The sequence below is a fragment of the Bifidobacterium criceti genome (assembly GCF_002286935.1).
In the GTDB taxonomy this organism is placed as follows: Bacteria; Actinomycetota; Actinomycetes; order Actinomycetales; family Bifidobacteriaceae; genus Bifidobacterium; species Bifidobacterium criceti.
Genome location: NZ_MVOH01000014.1, coordinates 180522 through 195034, shown reverse-complemented (window position 1 = coordinate 195034; position 14513 = coordinate 180522). Strand labels below are relative to the sequence as shown.

Annotated in this window: 12 protein-coding genes and 3 tRNA genes; all 15 read left to right on the top strand. The window is 64.3% G+C overall.

Features of this window, described 5'->3' with window-relative positions:
* Window positions 1-56: 56 nt before the first annotated feature.
* The 15 genes from B1526_RS06430 to B1526_RS06360 all read left to right on the top strand — a co-directional run bounded on the left by B1526_RS06430 (window position 57) and on the right by B1526_RS06360 (window position 14509).
* On the top strand, window positions 57-1076 hold the full coding sequence (locus tag B1526_RS06430; RefSeq protein WP_162287947.1) for a ribose-phosphate diphosphokinase: 1020 nt from the start codon (window positions 57-59) through the stop codon (window positions 1074-1076).
* Between the two features lie 77 nt (window positions 1077-1153).
* A tRNA-Gln gene (locus tag B1526_RS06425) sits at window positions 1154-1227 on the top strand.
* A gap of 87 nt (window positions 1228-1314) precedes the next feature.
* Window positions 1315-2697 carry a bifunctional UDP-N-acetylglucosamine diphosphorylase/glucosamine-1-phosphate N-acetyltransferase GlmU gene (gene glmU, locus B1526_RS06420; RefSeq protein ID WP_095615232.1) on the top strand — a complete coding sequence of 461 codons (1383 nt, stop codon included), beginning with the start codon at window positions 1315-1317 and terminating at the stop codon, window positions 2695-2697.
* A gap of 1 nt (window position 2698) precedes the next feature.
* Entirely contained in the window at window positions 2699-3094 is a 396-nt protein-coding gene (gene rsfS / locus B1526_RS06415; RefSeq protein ID WP_095615231.1) for a ribosome silencing factor, read from the top strand.
* 11 nt (window positions 3095-3105) lie between these two features.
* Window positions 3106-3810 (top strand): histidine phosphatase family protein, encoded by a 705-nt coding sequence (locus tag B1526_RS06410; RefSeq protein WP_235607077.1) that lies wholly within the window; start codon window positions 3106-3108, stop codon window positions 3808-3810.
* 104 nt (window positions 3811-3914) lie between these two features.
* Window positions 3915-4793, top strand: a complete 879-nt coding sequence (locus tag B1526_RS06405) for a hypothetical protein (protein ID WP_095615229.1) — start codon at window positions 3915-3917, stop codon at window positions 4791-4793.
* Window positions 4794-4906: 113 nt separating this feature from the next.
* Window positions 4907-4979: transfer RNA gene (locus B1526_RS06400), tRNA-Ala, on the top strand.
* A 34-nt stretch (window positions 4980-5013) separates the two neighbouring features.
* A tRNA-Ala gene (locus tag B1526_RS06395) sits at window positions 5014-5086 on the top strand.
* 207 nt (window positions 5087-5293) lie between these two features.
* Window positions 5294-5698 carry a pyridoxamine 5'-phosphate oxidase family protein gene (locus tag B1526_RS06390; RefSeq protein ID WP_095615228.1) on the top strand — a complete coding sequence of 135 codons (405 nt, stop codon included), beginning with the start codon at window positions 5294-5296 and terminating at the stop codon, window positions 5696-5698.
* A gap of 138 nt (window positions 5699-5836) precedes the next feature.
* Entirely contained in the window at window positions 5837-6664 is an 828-nt protein-coding gene (locus B1526_RS06385) for a histidine phosphatase family protein (RefSeq protein WP_095615227.1), read from the top strand.
* Window positions 6665-6782: 118 nt separating this feature from the next.
* On the top strand, window positions 6783-7733 hold the full coding sequence (locus B1526_RS06380; RefSeq protein WP_095615226.1) for a magnesium transporter CorA family protein: 951 nt from the start codon (window positions 6783-6785) through the stop codon (window positions 7731-7733).
* A 6-nt stretch (window positions 7734-7739) separates the two neighbouring features.
* The gene (locus tag B1526_RS06375; protein ID WP_095615225.1) at window positions 7740-8633 is read left to right on the top strand and encodes a transporter substrate-binding domain-containing protein; all 894 of its coding nucleotides are present in this window, start codon (window positions 7740-7742) and stop codon (window positions 8631-8633) included.
* Between the two features lie 81 nt (window positions 8634-8714).
* The gene (gene leuS / locus B1526_RS06370) at window positions 8715-11687 is read left to right on the top strand and encodes a leucine--tRNA ligase (RefSeq protein WP_095615224.1); all 2973 of its coding nucleotides are present in this window, start codon (window positions 8715-8717) and stop codon (window positions 11685-11687) included.
* Window positions 11688-12041: 354 nt separating this feature from the next.
* Window positions 12042-12638 (top strand): ComEA family DNA-binding protein, encoded by a 597-nt coding sequence (locus tag B1526_RS06365; protein ID WP_157908709.1) that lies wholly within the window; start codon window positions 12042-12044, stop codon window positions 12636-12638.
* Complete coding sequence (locus B1526_RS06360; RefSeq protein ID WP_095615222.1) at window positions 12635-14509, top strand: ComEC/Rec2 family competence protein; 1875 nt, start codon at window positions 12635-12637, stop codon at window positions 14507-14509. Before B1526_RS06365 ends, B1526_RS06360 begins: the two co-directional genes overlap by 4 nt.
* The last annotated feature ends 4 nt before the right edge of the window (window positions 14510-14513 follow it).

The window sequence follows — 14513 nt, the reverse complement described above, 5'->3', positions numbered from 1 at the left end:
GCTGCCGGCATTACACTGGGGACACGGTTACGAACGAACTGACGTTTGGAGATACGGTGAGCGCAATTCTCGAAGGCAAACCAGATAAGAACCTCATACTCGTCACCGGAAGGGCGCATCCCAAGCTTGCGAGGGACGTTGCCGACCAGCTCGGCATCGACGTGCTCGAGACGACCGCCTACGACTTCGCGAACGGCGAGATGTACGTGCGCTACACCGAATCCGTGCGTGGCGCCGATGTCTTCGTGCTGCAGAGCCACAGCAACCCGGTCAACCAGTCGATCATGGAGCAGCTCATCATGATCGATGCGCTCAAGCGTGCATCCGCAAGGTCGATTACCGCCGTGAGCCCGCTGCTCGGCTACTCGCGTCAGGACAAGAAGCACCGTGGCCGCGAGCCGATCTCCTGCCGCCTCGTCTTCGACCTGCTCAAGACCGCGGGCGCCGACCGCATCATGAGCGTCGACCTGCACGCCGCCCAGTCGCAGGGCTTCTTCGACGGCCCCGTCGACCATCTCATCGCGATGCCGGTGCTCGTCGACTACATCCGTGACCGCTTCGCCAACCAGCTTGACAATGTGACCGTCGTGTCGCCGGACGCCGGCCGTATCCGCGTCGCCGAACAGTGGGCGCAGCGCCTCGGTGGCGGCCCGCTCGCGTTCGTGCACAAGACCCGCGACATCACGCGGCCGAACCAGGCCGTCGCGAACCGTGTCGTCGGCGATGTCAACGGCAAGGACTGCGTCCTCGTCGACGACCTCATCGACACGGCCGGCACAATCGCCGGAGCATGCAAGGTGCTCCAGGAGGCCGGGGCGAAGTCGGTGACCGTCGTCGCGACGCATGGCGTCCTGTCCGGTCCGGCCGTCGACCGCCTCAAGAACTGCGGCGCACGCGAGGTCGTGCTGACCGACACCGTGCCGATCCCCGACGAGAAGCGTTGGGACGGGCTGACCGTGCTCTCGATCGCCCCATTGCTCGCGAGCGCGATCAAGGCCGTGTTCGAGGACGGTTCGGTCGCCGAACTGTTCGACACCTATCCCGAGCACCACGGCAAGGGATTCCTGTTCGCCTGACCGACAGGCGACGCCAGGGTTTGGCAATAAGTCAGGGCCTATGGCATAATGAACACTTGGCGGGTGTAACCCGCCGTTCCCCCATGGTGTAATGGCAGCACACGGGTCTTTGGAACCCTTTGTCTTGGTTCGAGTCCAGGTGGGGGAGCCATGGGCGTCCGCATCCATGCTTCGGCTTCGGGTGCGGACGCCTTTCGCATACATCGGACCACGATGAATCATGTCTGGAGGAGGACAGATGACGGTAACCGCCGCAATCGTGCTGGCTGCGGGCGAGGGCACGCGCATGCGCTCGTCGAAGCCGAAGGTGTTGCACACCTTCGCGGGCAAGACGTTCCTGGAAAGGGTCATGTCATCCGTCGACGCGCTCGACCCGGCCACGCTCGCCGTCGTCGTGCGTTATCAGGGCGAACGTGTCGCCGAGGCGGCGCGCGGCTATGACGCCGACGTGACAATCGTCGAGCAGGATGACATCCCGGGGACGGGCCGTGCCGTGCAGTGCGCGATGCGCCAGCTCGCGCCCGGCGGCAACCTTGAGGGGGATGTGCTCATCACCGCTTCAGACATGCCGTTGCTCGACACGGGCACGCTGCGTTCGCTGCTCGACTACCACGCGTCGAGCGGCGACGACGCGACGGTGCTCACGACCGTGCTCGACGATCCGACCGGCTATGGGCGCATCATCCGCGACAGTGACGGCGACGTCCTCAAGATCGTCGAGCAGAAGGACGCGAACAGCAGCGAACTCGCCGTCCATGAGGTGAACACGTCGGTCTATGTGTTCGACGCGCATGTGCTCATGGATGCGATCGCGGGGCTGGACGCGAACAACGCACAAGGCGAGTTCTATCTGACCGACGCGCTCAAAGCCGCCAAGGCGAGCGGCAAGGTCGGCGCGTTCGCGGCCCCCGACCCGCTCAGCGTCGAAGGCGTCAACGACCGTGTGCAGCTTGCGGCGCTCGCGAAGGCGTACAACGTGCGCGTATGCGAACGGTGGATGCTCGATGGCGTGACGATCCTCGACCCTGAAACGACGTGGATCGAGGACGATGTGACGATCGGCAGGGATGCGACGATCCTGCCCGGTTGCTTCCTCGAAGGGCGCACGACGATCGGTGAGAACGCCGTCGTCGGACCGTACACGACGCTCATCGACGCGACCGTTGACTCCGATGCGCACGTCGAACGTTCGCGTGTGCAGGAATCACACATCGGACGCGCGGCGAACATCGGACCGTGGACGTATCTGCGCCCCGGCAACGAACTCGGTGAGGAGTCGAAGGCGGGCGCGTTCGTCGAAATGAAGAAGGCGCACATCGGCGACGGTACGAAGGTGCCGCATCTGAGCTATGTCGGCGACGCCGACCTCGGCGAGCGAACGAACATCGGCGGCGGCACGATCACGGCGAACTATGACGGCGTGCACAAGAACCATACGACGATCGGCTCGGACGTCCACATCGGCGCCGGCAACCTCTTCGTCGCCCCGGTCGAGGTCGGCGACAACGTCACAAGCGGTGCCGGATCGGTCATCCGGCACGACGTTCCGGATGACGCGATGGTCTATTCGGAGAACACGCAACATATTGTAGAACAGTGGAAACCAGCCTGGGAGCGTTGATATGACGGCACTTGCATCATCGATCAATTCGGTTCGCATAGCGGCGGCGGCCGCCGACCGCATGAAGGCGCAGGACATCGTCGCCTACGACGTGAGCGCGCAGATTGGCATAACCGACTGCATGCTGCTCGCGTCGGCGTCGAACGAACGGCAGGTCCTCGCCATCGCCGAGGAGATCGAGAAGGACCTGTACACGAAGGGCGGCAAACTGCAGCCGCGCGGACGCGAAGGCGTCCAGGAGGCGCAGTGGATCCTGCTCGACTACGGTGACTTCATCGTGCATGTCATGCACGAGGAGGCGCGTGACTTCTACCATCTCGAACGCCTGTGGCGTGATTGCCCGCGCATCGACCTCGAACTGCCCGACGCGCCCGTGGACACCGCGGACGCCGACTGAGCGCGGAGGACATGATGACGGCACTCGAGACGGTGCGATCGATCACGCTTGTCCGCCACGGGCGCACCTCATACAACCTCGCGGGCCGCGTCCAAGGCGGCATCGACATCCCGCTCGACGACGTCGGCGTGTGGCAGGCGAAGCAGACGGGCGACGCGCTGCGCAAGCTCTACGTCGACCGGGACCCCTGCGCCCGACAGCTCGTCGTGGCGTCCGACCTCAAGCGGGCGAGCCGCACCGCGCATATGTTCGCCGATGCGATCGGCACCGAGGTCCATCTTGACGAACGGCTGCGCGAGCGCAGCTTCGGCGATTGGGAGGGCATGTCGGGCGATGAGCTCGGCGCGCAATGGCCCGAGGACTTCGCATTGTGGTGCAAAGGCCTCGGAGGCGAGATGCGCCACCACGCCGAATCCCATGAACATGCTGGGGCGCGCGGCGTCGAAGCATTGCGTGAATGGTCGCACACGGCCGGGGCGGACACCGACCTGTTCGTGTTCTCCCATGGCGCACTTATCGAGAACACGTTGCAGGCCCTGTTCGGCATAGGGTCGGTGTACCCCGACTTCGTCTCCGTCACATCGATGCGCAACGCGCATTGGGCGCGGCTCGTCAACGCCGGGCTTGACGATCCGGACCGTTGGATCCTCGTCGACTACAACCATGGTCCGGCGCTCGCGGACACTGAGCTGTGGGAGAACCCCACGCGACATTAAGGCAACCCCCAGCAATCGGACCTATGCTTATGGCAGTTTTGCCCACCGACGTGCCGCCATGCCATCCGGGGCATGGCGGCACGCCATGACCGGATGAATCGACAGTGAAGAATTTTCTTAACGGATTATCGCTCTCCCAGCTGCTCGCGGGCGCGCTCGCAGCGGTGACGTCGTTCCTGTTGTCATCGAAGATCGGCATCGCCGGCTCGGTGATCGGTGTCGCCGTCGCGTCCATCGTTTCCACGGCGGCTTCACAGATCTACCAGAACGTCATAGACGCCTCAAGTAAGAAACTGCAGAACGCGGCCGCCCAGCAACTCGGCGGGGCGCCGGCGGACGGCAGGGATCAGGACGCCGACACGCAGACGATCCCGCCGGTCGGCGCGTCCGGCAACGGGCGTGGGCGCAAGGCCCGTGTCGTCGCGTCGGATGGCGCGGCCGTGGACGCCGGTTCCGCAACAAACGCGGACAACGGGCGCAAGTCCGGTAACGGCAGGGTGCCGCTCACGAAACATGACAAGCGTGTCGCGATTGTCGTCGCCGCCGTCTCGGGCCTCATCGCCGTCGCAGTGACCGCCGGCGTCATCCTCGCGCTCACTGGCGGCAAAGGCACCGATTCGGTCGTCCACGACATCATCAACCCGAGCATGACGAGCGACGATGGCGGTGAGATGTCACCGTCTCCGTCACAGAGTGTCATCACACCTTCGATGGATGCGACATCCACGTCCGAACCGTCCTCGACGGCGGGCACATCGACCCCAAAGTCGGGAACGCATCAGGACACGAACACAAACGGCGGCGGATCGGACGGCAACGTCACCGAGCCGACCGCTTCGCCAAGCGCAGGTCAGGACGCGGGTGGGAACACCGATGATGCGAACGGCAGCGGGGAAGCGGGCACGGACGGCTCCGGGCAGGATGGGACCGGCCAACCGTCGGACGGCCCACAGAACAAGGATGCCGATACGAACGGCGACTGACCGCCATGGACGCAACATCAGGGGCCGGCGTGCCGCCATCATGCGACACGCCGGCCTTTGCGTATCATGAAGGCATGATGTAACCTATCTCAGGTTGGCTTGAACAAGCCGACGGGGCTATGGCGCAGCTGGTAGCGCATCTCCATGGCATGGAGAGGGTCAGGGGTTCGAATCCCCTTAGCTCCACAAAGGTTCCTGAACATCAGGTTCCCGTATTCACGGGGCTATGGCGCAGCTGGTAGCGCATCTCCATGGCATGGAGAGGGTCAGGGGTTCGAATCCCCTTAGCTCCACGATTCAACCCGGCTTCGGCCGGGTTTTTTCCGTTTTTCGTGGATGCGCCGACGCCAAGGCCGTCCCGTGGGCGGCGATGGCATCGGTGATGTGAGCGACATCACATGTGAGTGACATGACATGCACGGCACTCACTTGAGAGCGCAACGGGGCGTGTGCCGACGGGCGGTCGCGTAGTGTGGAGAGCGAATAGAAAGGAGCCGCACATGGCACAACTCACTCAGGAAATGAAGGATTTCATCAAGGACAACCTCGCATGGGTCGCGACCGTCAGCCAGGACGGCATGCCGGACCTCGGCCCGAAGATGAGCATGTTCGTGCTCGACGACGGCCATCTCGCCTACCACGAGCGCACCGCAGGCCAGACCTACCGCAACCTTGAGAACGGCAGCCCGCTCGTCGTCGCGTTCGTCAACTTCGAACAGAAGAAGGGGTACCGCTTCCGTGGCGAAGTCGTCCTGCACACCGACGACGACATCTACGATGAGCAGGTCAGGCTCGCGAACGAACGCGGCACGAAGGTCCCGGCATGCGTACCGGTCATGACGATCGACACGATCGAGGACCTCTCGGCGGGCGCCCACGCCGGCAAGACGATCACGAAGGACTGAGCGGCCAGCCCACGCGTGCCAATACCATCCGCCCCACCCGGCACACTGCCGGCAACGTGTGGGACGGCGAGCGAAGGCGCGCCGTCCCACGCATGATCCGTATAATCCGCACGATTGACAAGCAAGGAGCGAACCGCAATGATCACCGACATCGTCATGCTGCGTCACGGACGTACGTCGATGAACCTCGAACGCCGTCTGCAAGGGCAGATCGACGTCCCACTCGACATCATCGGACAATGGCAGGTGGACCAGAGCGGGTTCGCGCTCGCACAGCGCTACTACTGGGCGAAGGTGAGCAACATCGCCGCGCACCCCGACCTGCTGCCGCACACCCCACCGCAGGCCGTGCGCGACGTGGAGGCGTCCGAGTACACGAACGCGCCCGCCGCGGCGCGCACGATGCATGTCGTGTGCTCCGACCTGTTCCGTGCACAGCAGACCGCGCATGCGTTCGCGGACATCCTCGGTCTCGACGTGCATCTCGACACGCGGTTGCGTGAGCGTGGCTTCGGTGAATGGGAAGGCATGACGCGTGAGGAGATCGAGGCGCGCTGGCCGGACGACTTCCATGCATGGAAACGGCACCGGGGCGGCGAACTCGCGCACGGTGTCGAAAGCCGGCGCGCCGTCGGGGGACGGGGAGCCGCGGCAATCCGTTCGTATGTCCACGACGCGCAGGCGCGTCCCGGCCAGGAGACGCTCTTCGTCGTCTCGCACGGCTCATGGATCGTCGCGACGATCGCGACACTCATGGGCATGGACATCGAGCAGGTCAGCGGGCTTGACGGCATGCGCAACGCGTTCTGGTCGAGGATGGGGCTCGAGACAAGCCCGGACGGCGAACGCTGGCTGCTTGCGGCGTTCAACGAAGGACCGCAGATCGCGCAGTACGTCGACTGGGAGAACGGGCCGGCCGAACTGCGCAATCCGGACATGCCGATGTGGAAGCCGATCACCGCGTGAACCCGACGCGGCGCGGTACCGTCGTCGCCACGTGTCTGACAGGTGCGACTAAGCTGTTGATGTTTGCATAGGACTGGCCGCATGCCATGCGGCTAAGCGAATGAGAGGCGGGTATCTCATGCTGCGCATGTTCAGCACCGTTCACGGACAGGTCGAGCAGATAGACAAACCGGAAAACGGGTCATGGCTCGCCCTGTCCGAACCCACCGACGTCGAACTGACGACCGTCGCCCAGGAGACCGGCATCGACCTCGCCGACCTGCGGGCGCCGCTCGATGATGAGGAACGCTCCCGCGTCGACGTCGAGGACGACTACACGATGATCATCGTCGATATCCCGACGGTCGGGGAGCGTTCGGGGCGCAACTGGTACGAGACGATCCCGTTGTCGATCATCGTCACCCGCACGCTCATCGTCACCGTGTGCATGCAGGACACGCCCGTGCTCCACCCGTTCATGGAGGGCACGATCCGCGGGTTCAACACGTTCATGCGCTCGCGCTTCATCCTGCAGATCCTCTACCGCAACGCGACGATGTATCTGCGGTACCTGCGCATCATCGACGGCGAGACGGACAAACTCGAACTCAGGTTACGCCATTCGATGCAGAACCGTGAGATCCTCATGCTCCTCGAGCTGAGCAAGACACTCGTCTATTTCAATACATCGCTCAAATCGAACGAGATCGTCATGGAGAAACTCACGACGCTTTCGCGCATCAAACAGTATCCGGAGGACGAGGACCTGCTCGACGACGTCATCACCGAGAACAAACAGGCGATCGAGATGGCGAACATCTACAGCGGCGTTCTCGCGAACATGACGGACGCGTTCTCGTCGGTCGTCTCGAACAACCTGAGCAATGTCATGCGCATCTTCACGATCATCTCGATCACACTGTCCATTCCGACACTCATCTTCTCGATGTATGGCATGAACTTCCAGAACGGGATGCTTGGCATGCCGTTCACCGCTTCACGCTGGGGATTCCTCATCATCATCGTTTTCGCGATCGTGCTCGCGGCGCTTGTGCTGTGGTTCCTCACCCGTTCCCGCCTGTTCAAGTGAGGCCGCATGCGTACCGATAACCATATGAAAGCCGCCGCAGCGTTGTGCACCGCCGCGATGACGGCGTCGCTCGCCGCGTGCGGCACATCCGTCGAGGTGTCGGTGCCGGGGCAGGCGGACGGTCCGATGATTAACATCGGCGTCGCCACCGATGAACCCGGTGTCGGCTGGTACCATGAGGACGGCTACAGTGGATTGGGTGTCGAGGTCGCGAAATATGTCGCGAGGAAACTCGGCTACAGTCACAGCCAGATCATTTTCCACCCGATGACGATGGGCGGACGCGACGCGATGCTCGAAGACGGGACGATTGATTTCGCGATGACGACGTACGCCTACGACGGGGGCAAGGATGCGCGCGCGTTCACGAAGGAGCTCGCCTCACGCGACGGTGATGTGCGCTATTCCGGACCGTACCTCATCACGAACGACGAACTGCTTGTGCGCGCGGACGAACGATCGACGATCCGCGGCGCCGGCGATGTACGTGGACGCACCGTGTGCGTCGTCAAGGACGATGACGTGCGCACGCAGCTCGAACGTCGCGTGGCTGATGTGCGGTTCCGTGAGGAAAGCAATTTCCAGAAGTGCGTCTCCGCGCTTCTCGCCGGCGAAAGCGATGCCGTCGCAGGCTCAAGACCGGTGCTCGCGGGGCTGCGTGGCGAAGCGGGGAACGGGTATGTGGACATCGTCGCCGATTCCTTCGGCGAACGCGCCTATGGCGTGGCGATCAACGGTGACGGCAGGGAACTCATCCGCCAGATCAACATGAGCCTGCAGGACATGATCGATGACGGCACATGGGACACGATCGTCGATGGTGCGGAACAATCGTTGGGGATCAGGATGGACCTGAAGCTCAATCCGCCGCAGATCGTCAACGGCCGCGACGAAGGCTGAGCGTTGCGCCGATGGCGTACATGGTTCGCACTCCGGACAGCACCGGTGGTGTGTCCAGTTGAAAAACAATAATCGTGCCCTATGAGTGACATCGAACCGAGCGCGCACGCGCAATCACATGGTGCGGACCATGCGGCCTTCCGGTACAACGCCGAGATGGCGCAGACGATCGAAGACAAATGGCAGAGGATCTGGGACGAGCAGGGCACGTTTTGGGCGGCGAACGTCGAAGGTGAACTCACCGACGGCGAAGGCCGCCATGCGGACGGACGCAGGCCGTTCTTCGCGATGGACATGTTCCCGTACCCGTCGGGCAAGGGGTTGCATGTGGGCCATCCGCTCGGATACCTCGCATCCGATGTCGTGAGCCGCTACCACCGCATGAAGGGCGAGAACGTCCTGCATGCGATGGGCTATGACGCGTTCGGCCTGCCGGCCGAGCAGTTCGCCGTGAAGACGGGCCAGCATCCGCGCGTGACGACCGAACAGAACATCGCGAACATGCGCCGCCAGCTGCACCGCATGGGCTTGAGCTTCGACGACCGCCGCTCATTCGCGACGATCGAACCCGGCTATGTGCGGTGGACGCAGTGGATCTTCTCGCGCATCTTCGACGCCTGGTATGACCCGGACAAGAGGAACCCGAGCGGTTCGATGGGATGCGCGCGTCCGATAGGCGAACTCGTCGAGCAGTTCCGTTCGGGCGAACGCCCGATCGACGGCCATGAGGGCCAGGCATGGGATGAGCTGAGCGCCGCGGAGCAGGCGGACGTGCTCAACGACTACCGTCTCGCCTATATCTCCAAATCCCCAGTCAACTGGTGCCCCGGCCTTGGCACGGTCCTCGCGAACGAGGAGGTGACGGCCGAAGGACGCTCCGAACGCGGCAACTACCCGGTGTTCCAGCGTGAGCTGCGCCAGTGGTCGATGCGCATCACCGCCTACGGTCACCGCCTCATCGAGGATCTCACGACAATCGACTGGCCGGAGAAGGTCAAGCTCATGCAGCGCAACTGGATCGGCGAGTCGCATGGCGCATCGGTGCATTTCAAGGTGCGTTGCGCGAACGGGCTCAAGGACATGGAGATCTACACGACGAGGCCGGACACATTGTTCGGCGCGACATTCTGCGTTGTGTCCCCGGAGCATCCGCTCCTGCTCGATGTGCCGGCGCAGTGGCCCGAAGGCGTGGATGAGCGGTGGACGGGCGGATATGCGACGCCGCTTGAGGCGGTCGCGGCCTACCGCATGATGGCCGAGGCGAAGACGGCCGCCGACCGTGTGAACGACGCCGGAGAGAAGACCGGCCTGTTCACCGGCCTTTACGCGGTCAATCCGATCACCGGCGCCGATCTTCCGGTGTTTACGGCCGACTATGTGCTCATGGATTACGGCACCGGCGCAATCATGGCCGTGCCGGGCGGCGACCAGCGTGATTACGATTTCGCGGTCAAGTATGGCCTGCCGGTCGTCTATACCGTCGAGCCGCTCCCGGAAAGCGGCGACGGTCTGGCGAACTACAAAGGCAAGGCGCCGTTCGTCTCCCATGACGGCATCGTCATCAACTCGTCCGTCGACGCGACATGGGCGCGTGGGGACGCGCTTGACATCAACGGGATGCGCGTCGACGACGCGATCGCCGCAGTCACGGCGTGGCTTGAGGAGGCGCAGGTCGGTGAAGGCACCGTCAGCTACCGTCTGCGTGACTGGCTCTTCAGCCGCCAGCGCTATTGGGGCGAACCGTTCCCGATCGTCTACGACGAGGACGGTGTGCCCCATCTCCTTCCCGATTCGATGCTGCCGATCGACCTGCCCGAAGTGCCGGATTACAGCCCGAAGACCTTCGACCCGGCGGACGCGCAGTCCAATCCGGAGGCGCCGTTGAGCCGCAACGCCGATTGGGTCACCGTGACGCTCGACCTTGGCGATGGCCCCAAACAATACCACCGTGAGACGAACACGATGCCGAACTGGGCCGGTTCGTGCTGGTATTACATGCGCTATCTCGACCCGCACGACACCGAGCATATGGTCGAACGCGACGAATACGACTATTGGATGGGTCCGGAGCACAATCCGACGGCCGGCGCGTCCGGTGGCGTCGACCTGTATATCGGCGGCGTCGAGCATGCCGTGCTCCATCTGCTGTATTCGCGGTTCTGGCACAAGATCCTCTTCGACCTCGGATATGTGGACTCGTCGGAGCCGTTCCACAAGCTCTTCAACCAGGGCATGATCCAGGCGTACGCCTACACCGACGACCGTGGCGAATACGTCCCGGCCGACGAGGTCGAGGAAGGCCCCACGGATGCGTCGGGCGAACCGACGTTCACATGGAATGGGCAGCACGTCAACCGCGAGTTCGGCAAGATGGGCAAGAGCCTTAAGAACATCGTGACGCCGGACTACATGTACGACAACTACGGCGCCGACACGTTCCGCCTCTATGAGATGAGCATGGGCCCGCTCGACGAGTCGCGTCCGTGGAACACGCGCAACGTCGTCGGCGGCATGCGTTTCCTGCAGCGCCTGTGGCGCAATGTCATCGATGAGAACATCGGTGAGGTCACCGTGAGCGACGAGCCGCTCGACGACAAGACGCTCAAGCTGCTCAACAACACGATCGCCGATGTGACGGTCGAGATGGAGGCGATGCGTCCGAACACGGCGATCGCGAAGCTCATCGTGCTCAACAACCATCTGACCGGCATGGACCGTGTCCCGCGCGCCGCGATCGAACCGCTCGTGCTCATGGTCTCGCCGATCGCGCCGCACATCGCCGAGGAACTGTGGAGCAGGCTCGGCCATGACGCGTCGCTTGCGCACCATCCGTGGCCGCAGGCCGATGAACGCTATGTGGGTCAGGATTCGGTCACCGCGGTCGTGCAGATCAAGGGCAAGGTGCGTGCGAAGCTCGACGTGAGCCCGGACATCGATCCGGACGAGCTTGAGAAGATGGCGCTTGCGGCCGTCGCCGACCGTCTCGGTGGTGTACCGCCGCGCAAGGTCATCGTCAAGGCGCCGAAGATCGTGTCGATCGTCCCCGGCAACTGACAGGGCGGTATCGCCCATGTGACGACACACCGACGATGGGGGCCGTCCCGATAGGGACGGCCCCCATCGCGTCATGCGGCGGTTGGGCGCTCAGCCGGCAGCGGAATGTGGATAACAGGATCGTCCGTACACATGGCCCGGTGCGGCTGGACACGGCCACGCCGGTCAGGCGACAGTGGGTGCATGATTGATGACGAGTATGATGTGCCGGCGCGGAAGGCGCCCGCCGCGCGTCCCGTCCATGCGCGCCGGTTGCGCCCATGCGATGTGCCGCTTCCTCCACGGCCGCCCGACAGGCCTCGCGGAGGGGGCGTGCCGCCACGGGACGATCGTGGGGATGGTGCGCCCCGGCGGGTGAAGGCGGATGACGCCAAGGCGTTGCTCGCCGGACTCACGGGCGTGCAGGGCGGCGACGACGGACCACAGGACGCCATACGGGACAAGCCACGGTTGAGCATCGAGCCGGTCCACGCGCTCATCATCATGGGAATCCTCGTCACGCTCCTCGCGGCAAGCTTGACGCTCCTTGTCGAGCAATCGGTCAATCTGGCCGCCGCACCGGACAGGGCCGAAGGTCAGGCGCCGACGGGCACAGCGGAGACGCGCGAACCTGTCACGGGAGTGGATGGCGATGCCGGCACCGCGACGGCCGAGGCACAACCAGATGGCCAACCGCAAGGCACCGCTTCCGACACACAGACGCAGCCGCAACCGGATGCACAGCCACAGCCGGCACCCCAGACACCGTCGACACCGCAACTCATCGACCTCAACACGGCGACGCAGGAACAGCTTGAGACGGTCAAGGGGATAGGACCGGTGACCGCGGCGAACATCATCAGCTACCGTTTGAGCGTGGGCCGTTTGACGAGTGTCGACGACCTGCTCAACGTCAACGGCATCGGGATCAAGACGCTCGATAAGATCCGCGGGCAGGTGACGGTGCGATGAGCCGAGAACCACAATGGCAGGACGGCACGCGGCAAATCGGCATCCATCACACCCGCAAAGTCGCCGCCAACGCATTGCGTGGCACCTTCGGCCGTTGGCTTGCACGCGAATCAGGGCACCGCGACATGCGGCTGCTTCCCGCGGCGCTTGGGGCATGGGCGTCGGCGCTCGCGATGCGCGCGATGCTCGATGAGGACCGCATCGCCGGGACACAGGTGTTCGCGGCCACGATGTGCACGGGGGCGGGCATCGTCCTGCTCGTCGCGCTCATCGCCGTCACCGGATGGGTCCGCCGTACGCATCCGGGCAGGGCACAGCCCGGCATGCGCGTTGCCGCATGCGCGCTCGTATGCATTGCGGCGGCGTTGACCAGCGCACTCGCGACGACACTCGACATCGCGCGCGCCGCATCCGATCCGGCGATGCGGATGACGCGTGACGGACCGGCCCTCGCATACGTCGACGTGCGGGCGCAGTCGCCGCCGCTGCGTTCGGCGAGCCGGTCGGCAGCATGCACTGTCCGAGCCGGGACCCGTGCCATCATGAAGGATGCCGTGATGGTCCCATCGTCGGTCGATGTACGCGTCCTGCTTGCCGAACCCCTATGCGCGCGCATCGTGCACGGAGGCGGATACCGGATGCGTGGCACACTCGCGCGCACGTCCTGGGACCCCCATGTGCTGCAACTGACCGTCGACGATGAGGACGCGGCAGCGGCCGTCACCGTGCGCCGTGCGCCATGGTGGAGGCGCGCCGTGCATACGATGCAGCGTAGGTTCTTCGCCGTGACCGAAGGACTCTCGGACCAGGGGAGGGTCCTCGTGCCGGGGCTGACGCTCGGCGTGCTCGGCCAGGATGCGCCCACCGACGGCGAACCGGTCAATGAGGTCTATGCCACGCGGCTTGAGGAGGAATGCCGACGGGCCGGCATCATCCATCTGATGGCCGTATCCGGAGGGCACTATGCGCTCGTCGGCTCGTTCGCGACGATGCTGTGCGCACTCGTGCTCGCACCACGGTGGGTCGTCGCGGCCGTCCGCGCCATGGGCGTCATCATGCTCACCGTCGTCCTTGTGCCAAGCGAGTCGATCACGAGGGCCGTCATCATGCAGCTGCTTGCGGTCGGATATGTGCTGTTGGGGCGTCGGGAGCAGACGATGCCGTTGCTGTTGTGGACCTCGATCATCGGGGTCGTCACCGATCCGCAACGGGCCGCCGATTTCGGTTTCGCGCTCTCATGCGCCGCCGTGCTCGGCATCGCGCTCGTGAGCGGGCCGGTCGCCGAACGTCTGCGGTCTTGGCTGCCACACCGCCTCGCGGACGCGCTCGCGACGACGGTCGGCGCGCAAGTGTTCACATTGCCGGTCCAACTGCTCCTGCAGCCCGAGATCCCGGTATGGTCGGTGCCGGCGAATCTGCTTGTGGCGCCGTGGATGGACGCGGCGACGGTATGCGGGCTTGCCTCCTATGCGGTGAGCTGGTTCATGCCATGGCTCGGGTTCGCTCTCGCATGGTGCGCCTCGCTTGGCACAAAAAGCATCGAGCTCGCCGCCGGAGCCTTCGGGGCCGACGCGTCCGGCTCCACGGTTGCGTGGGGTGGCGGGGTAGTCCGTCTCGCCGCGGCGGAACTCATCGTGCTGCTCATCGCGATCCTGCTGCATACGATGGCGGACGTCGCGCGGACACGACGCCCGTCTGCGCACGTATTCGCCTCCGGGGCGGCGCCAATCGCCGGGATGCGTCTATGGTGTGCGGATACGAGGACAATGCTCACATCGATGCGATGGCGCATGCGACCACCCAATGGAGAGGACGGGTCGCAACGGAGCCATCGGCGTCGCACGGAGCGTGTATGGGGAAAGGGGCCATGACGAT

Excerpts from the sequence above, each read along its gene's own strand:
- glmU (WP_095615232.1), top strand. The coding sequence starts at position 1,315 with ATGACGGTAACCGCCGCAATCGTGCTGGCTGCGGGCGAGGGCACGCGC.
- rsfS (WP_095615231.1), top strand. The coding sequence starts at position 2,699 with ATGACGGCACTTGCATCATCGATCAATTCGGTTCGCATAGCGGCGGCG.
- B1526_RS06410 (WP_235607077.1), top strand. The coding sequence starts at position 3,106 with ATGATGACGGCACTCGAGACGGTGCGATCGATCACGCTTGTCCGCCAC.
- B1526_RS06390 (WP_095615228.1), top strand. The coding sequence starts at position 5,294 with ATGGCACAACTCACTCAGGAAATGAAGGATTTCATCAAGGACAACCTC.
- B1526_RS06385 (WP_095615227.1), top strand. The coding sequence starts at position 5,837 with ATGATCACCGACATCGTCATGCTGCGTCACGGACGTACGTCGATGAAC.
- B1526_RS06380 (WP_095615226.1), top strand. The coding sequence starts at position 6,783 with ATGCTGCGCATGTTCAGCACCGTTCACGGACAGGTCGAGCAGATAGAC.
- B1526_RS06375 (WP_095615225.1), top strand. The coding sequence starts at position 7,740 with ATGCGTACCGATAACCATATGAAAGCCGCCGCAGCGTTGTGCACCGCC.
- leuS (WP_095615224.1), top strand. The coding sequence starts at position 8,715 with ATGAGTGACATCGAACCGAGCGCGCACGCGCAATCACATGGTGCGGAC.
- B1526_RS06360 (WP_095615222.1), top strand. The coding sequence starts at position 12,635 with ATGAGCCGAGAACCACAATGGCAGGACGGCACGCGGCAAATCGGCATC.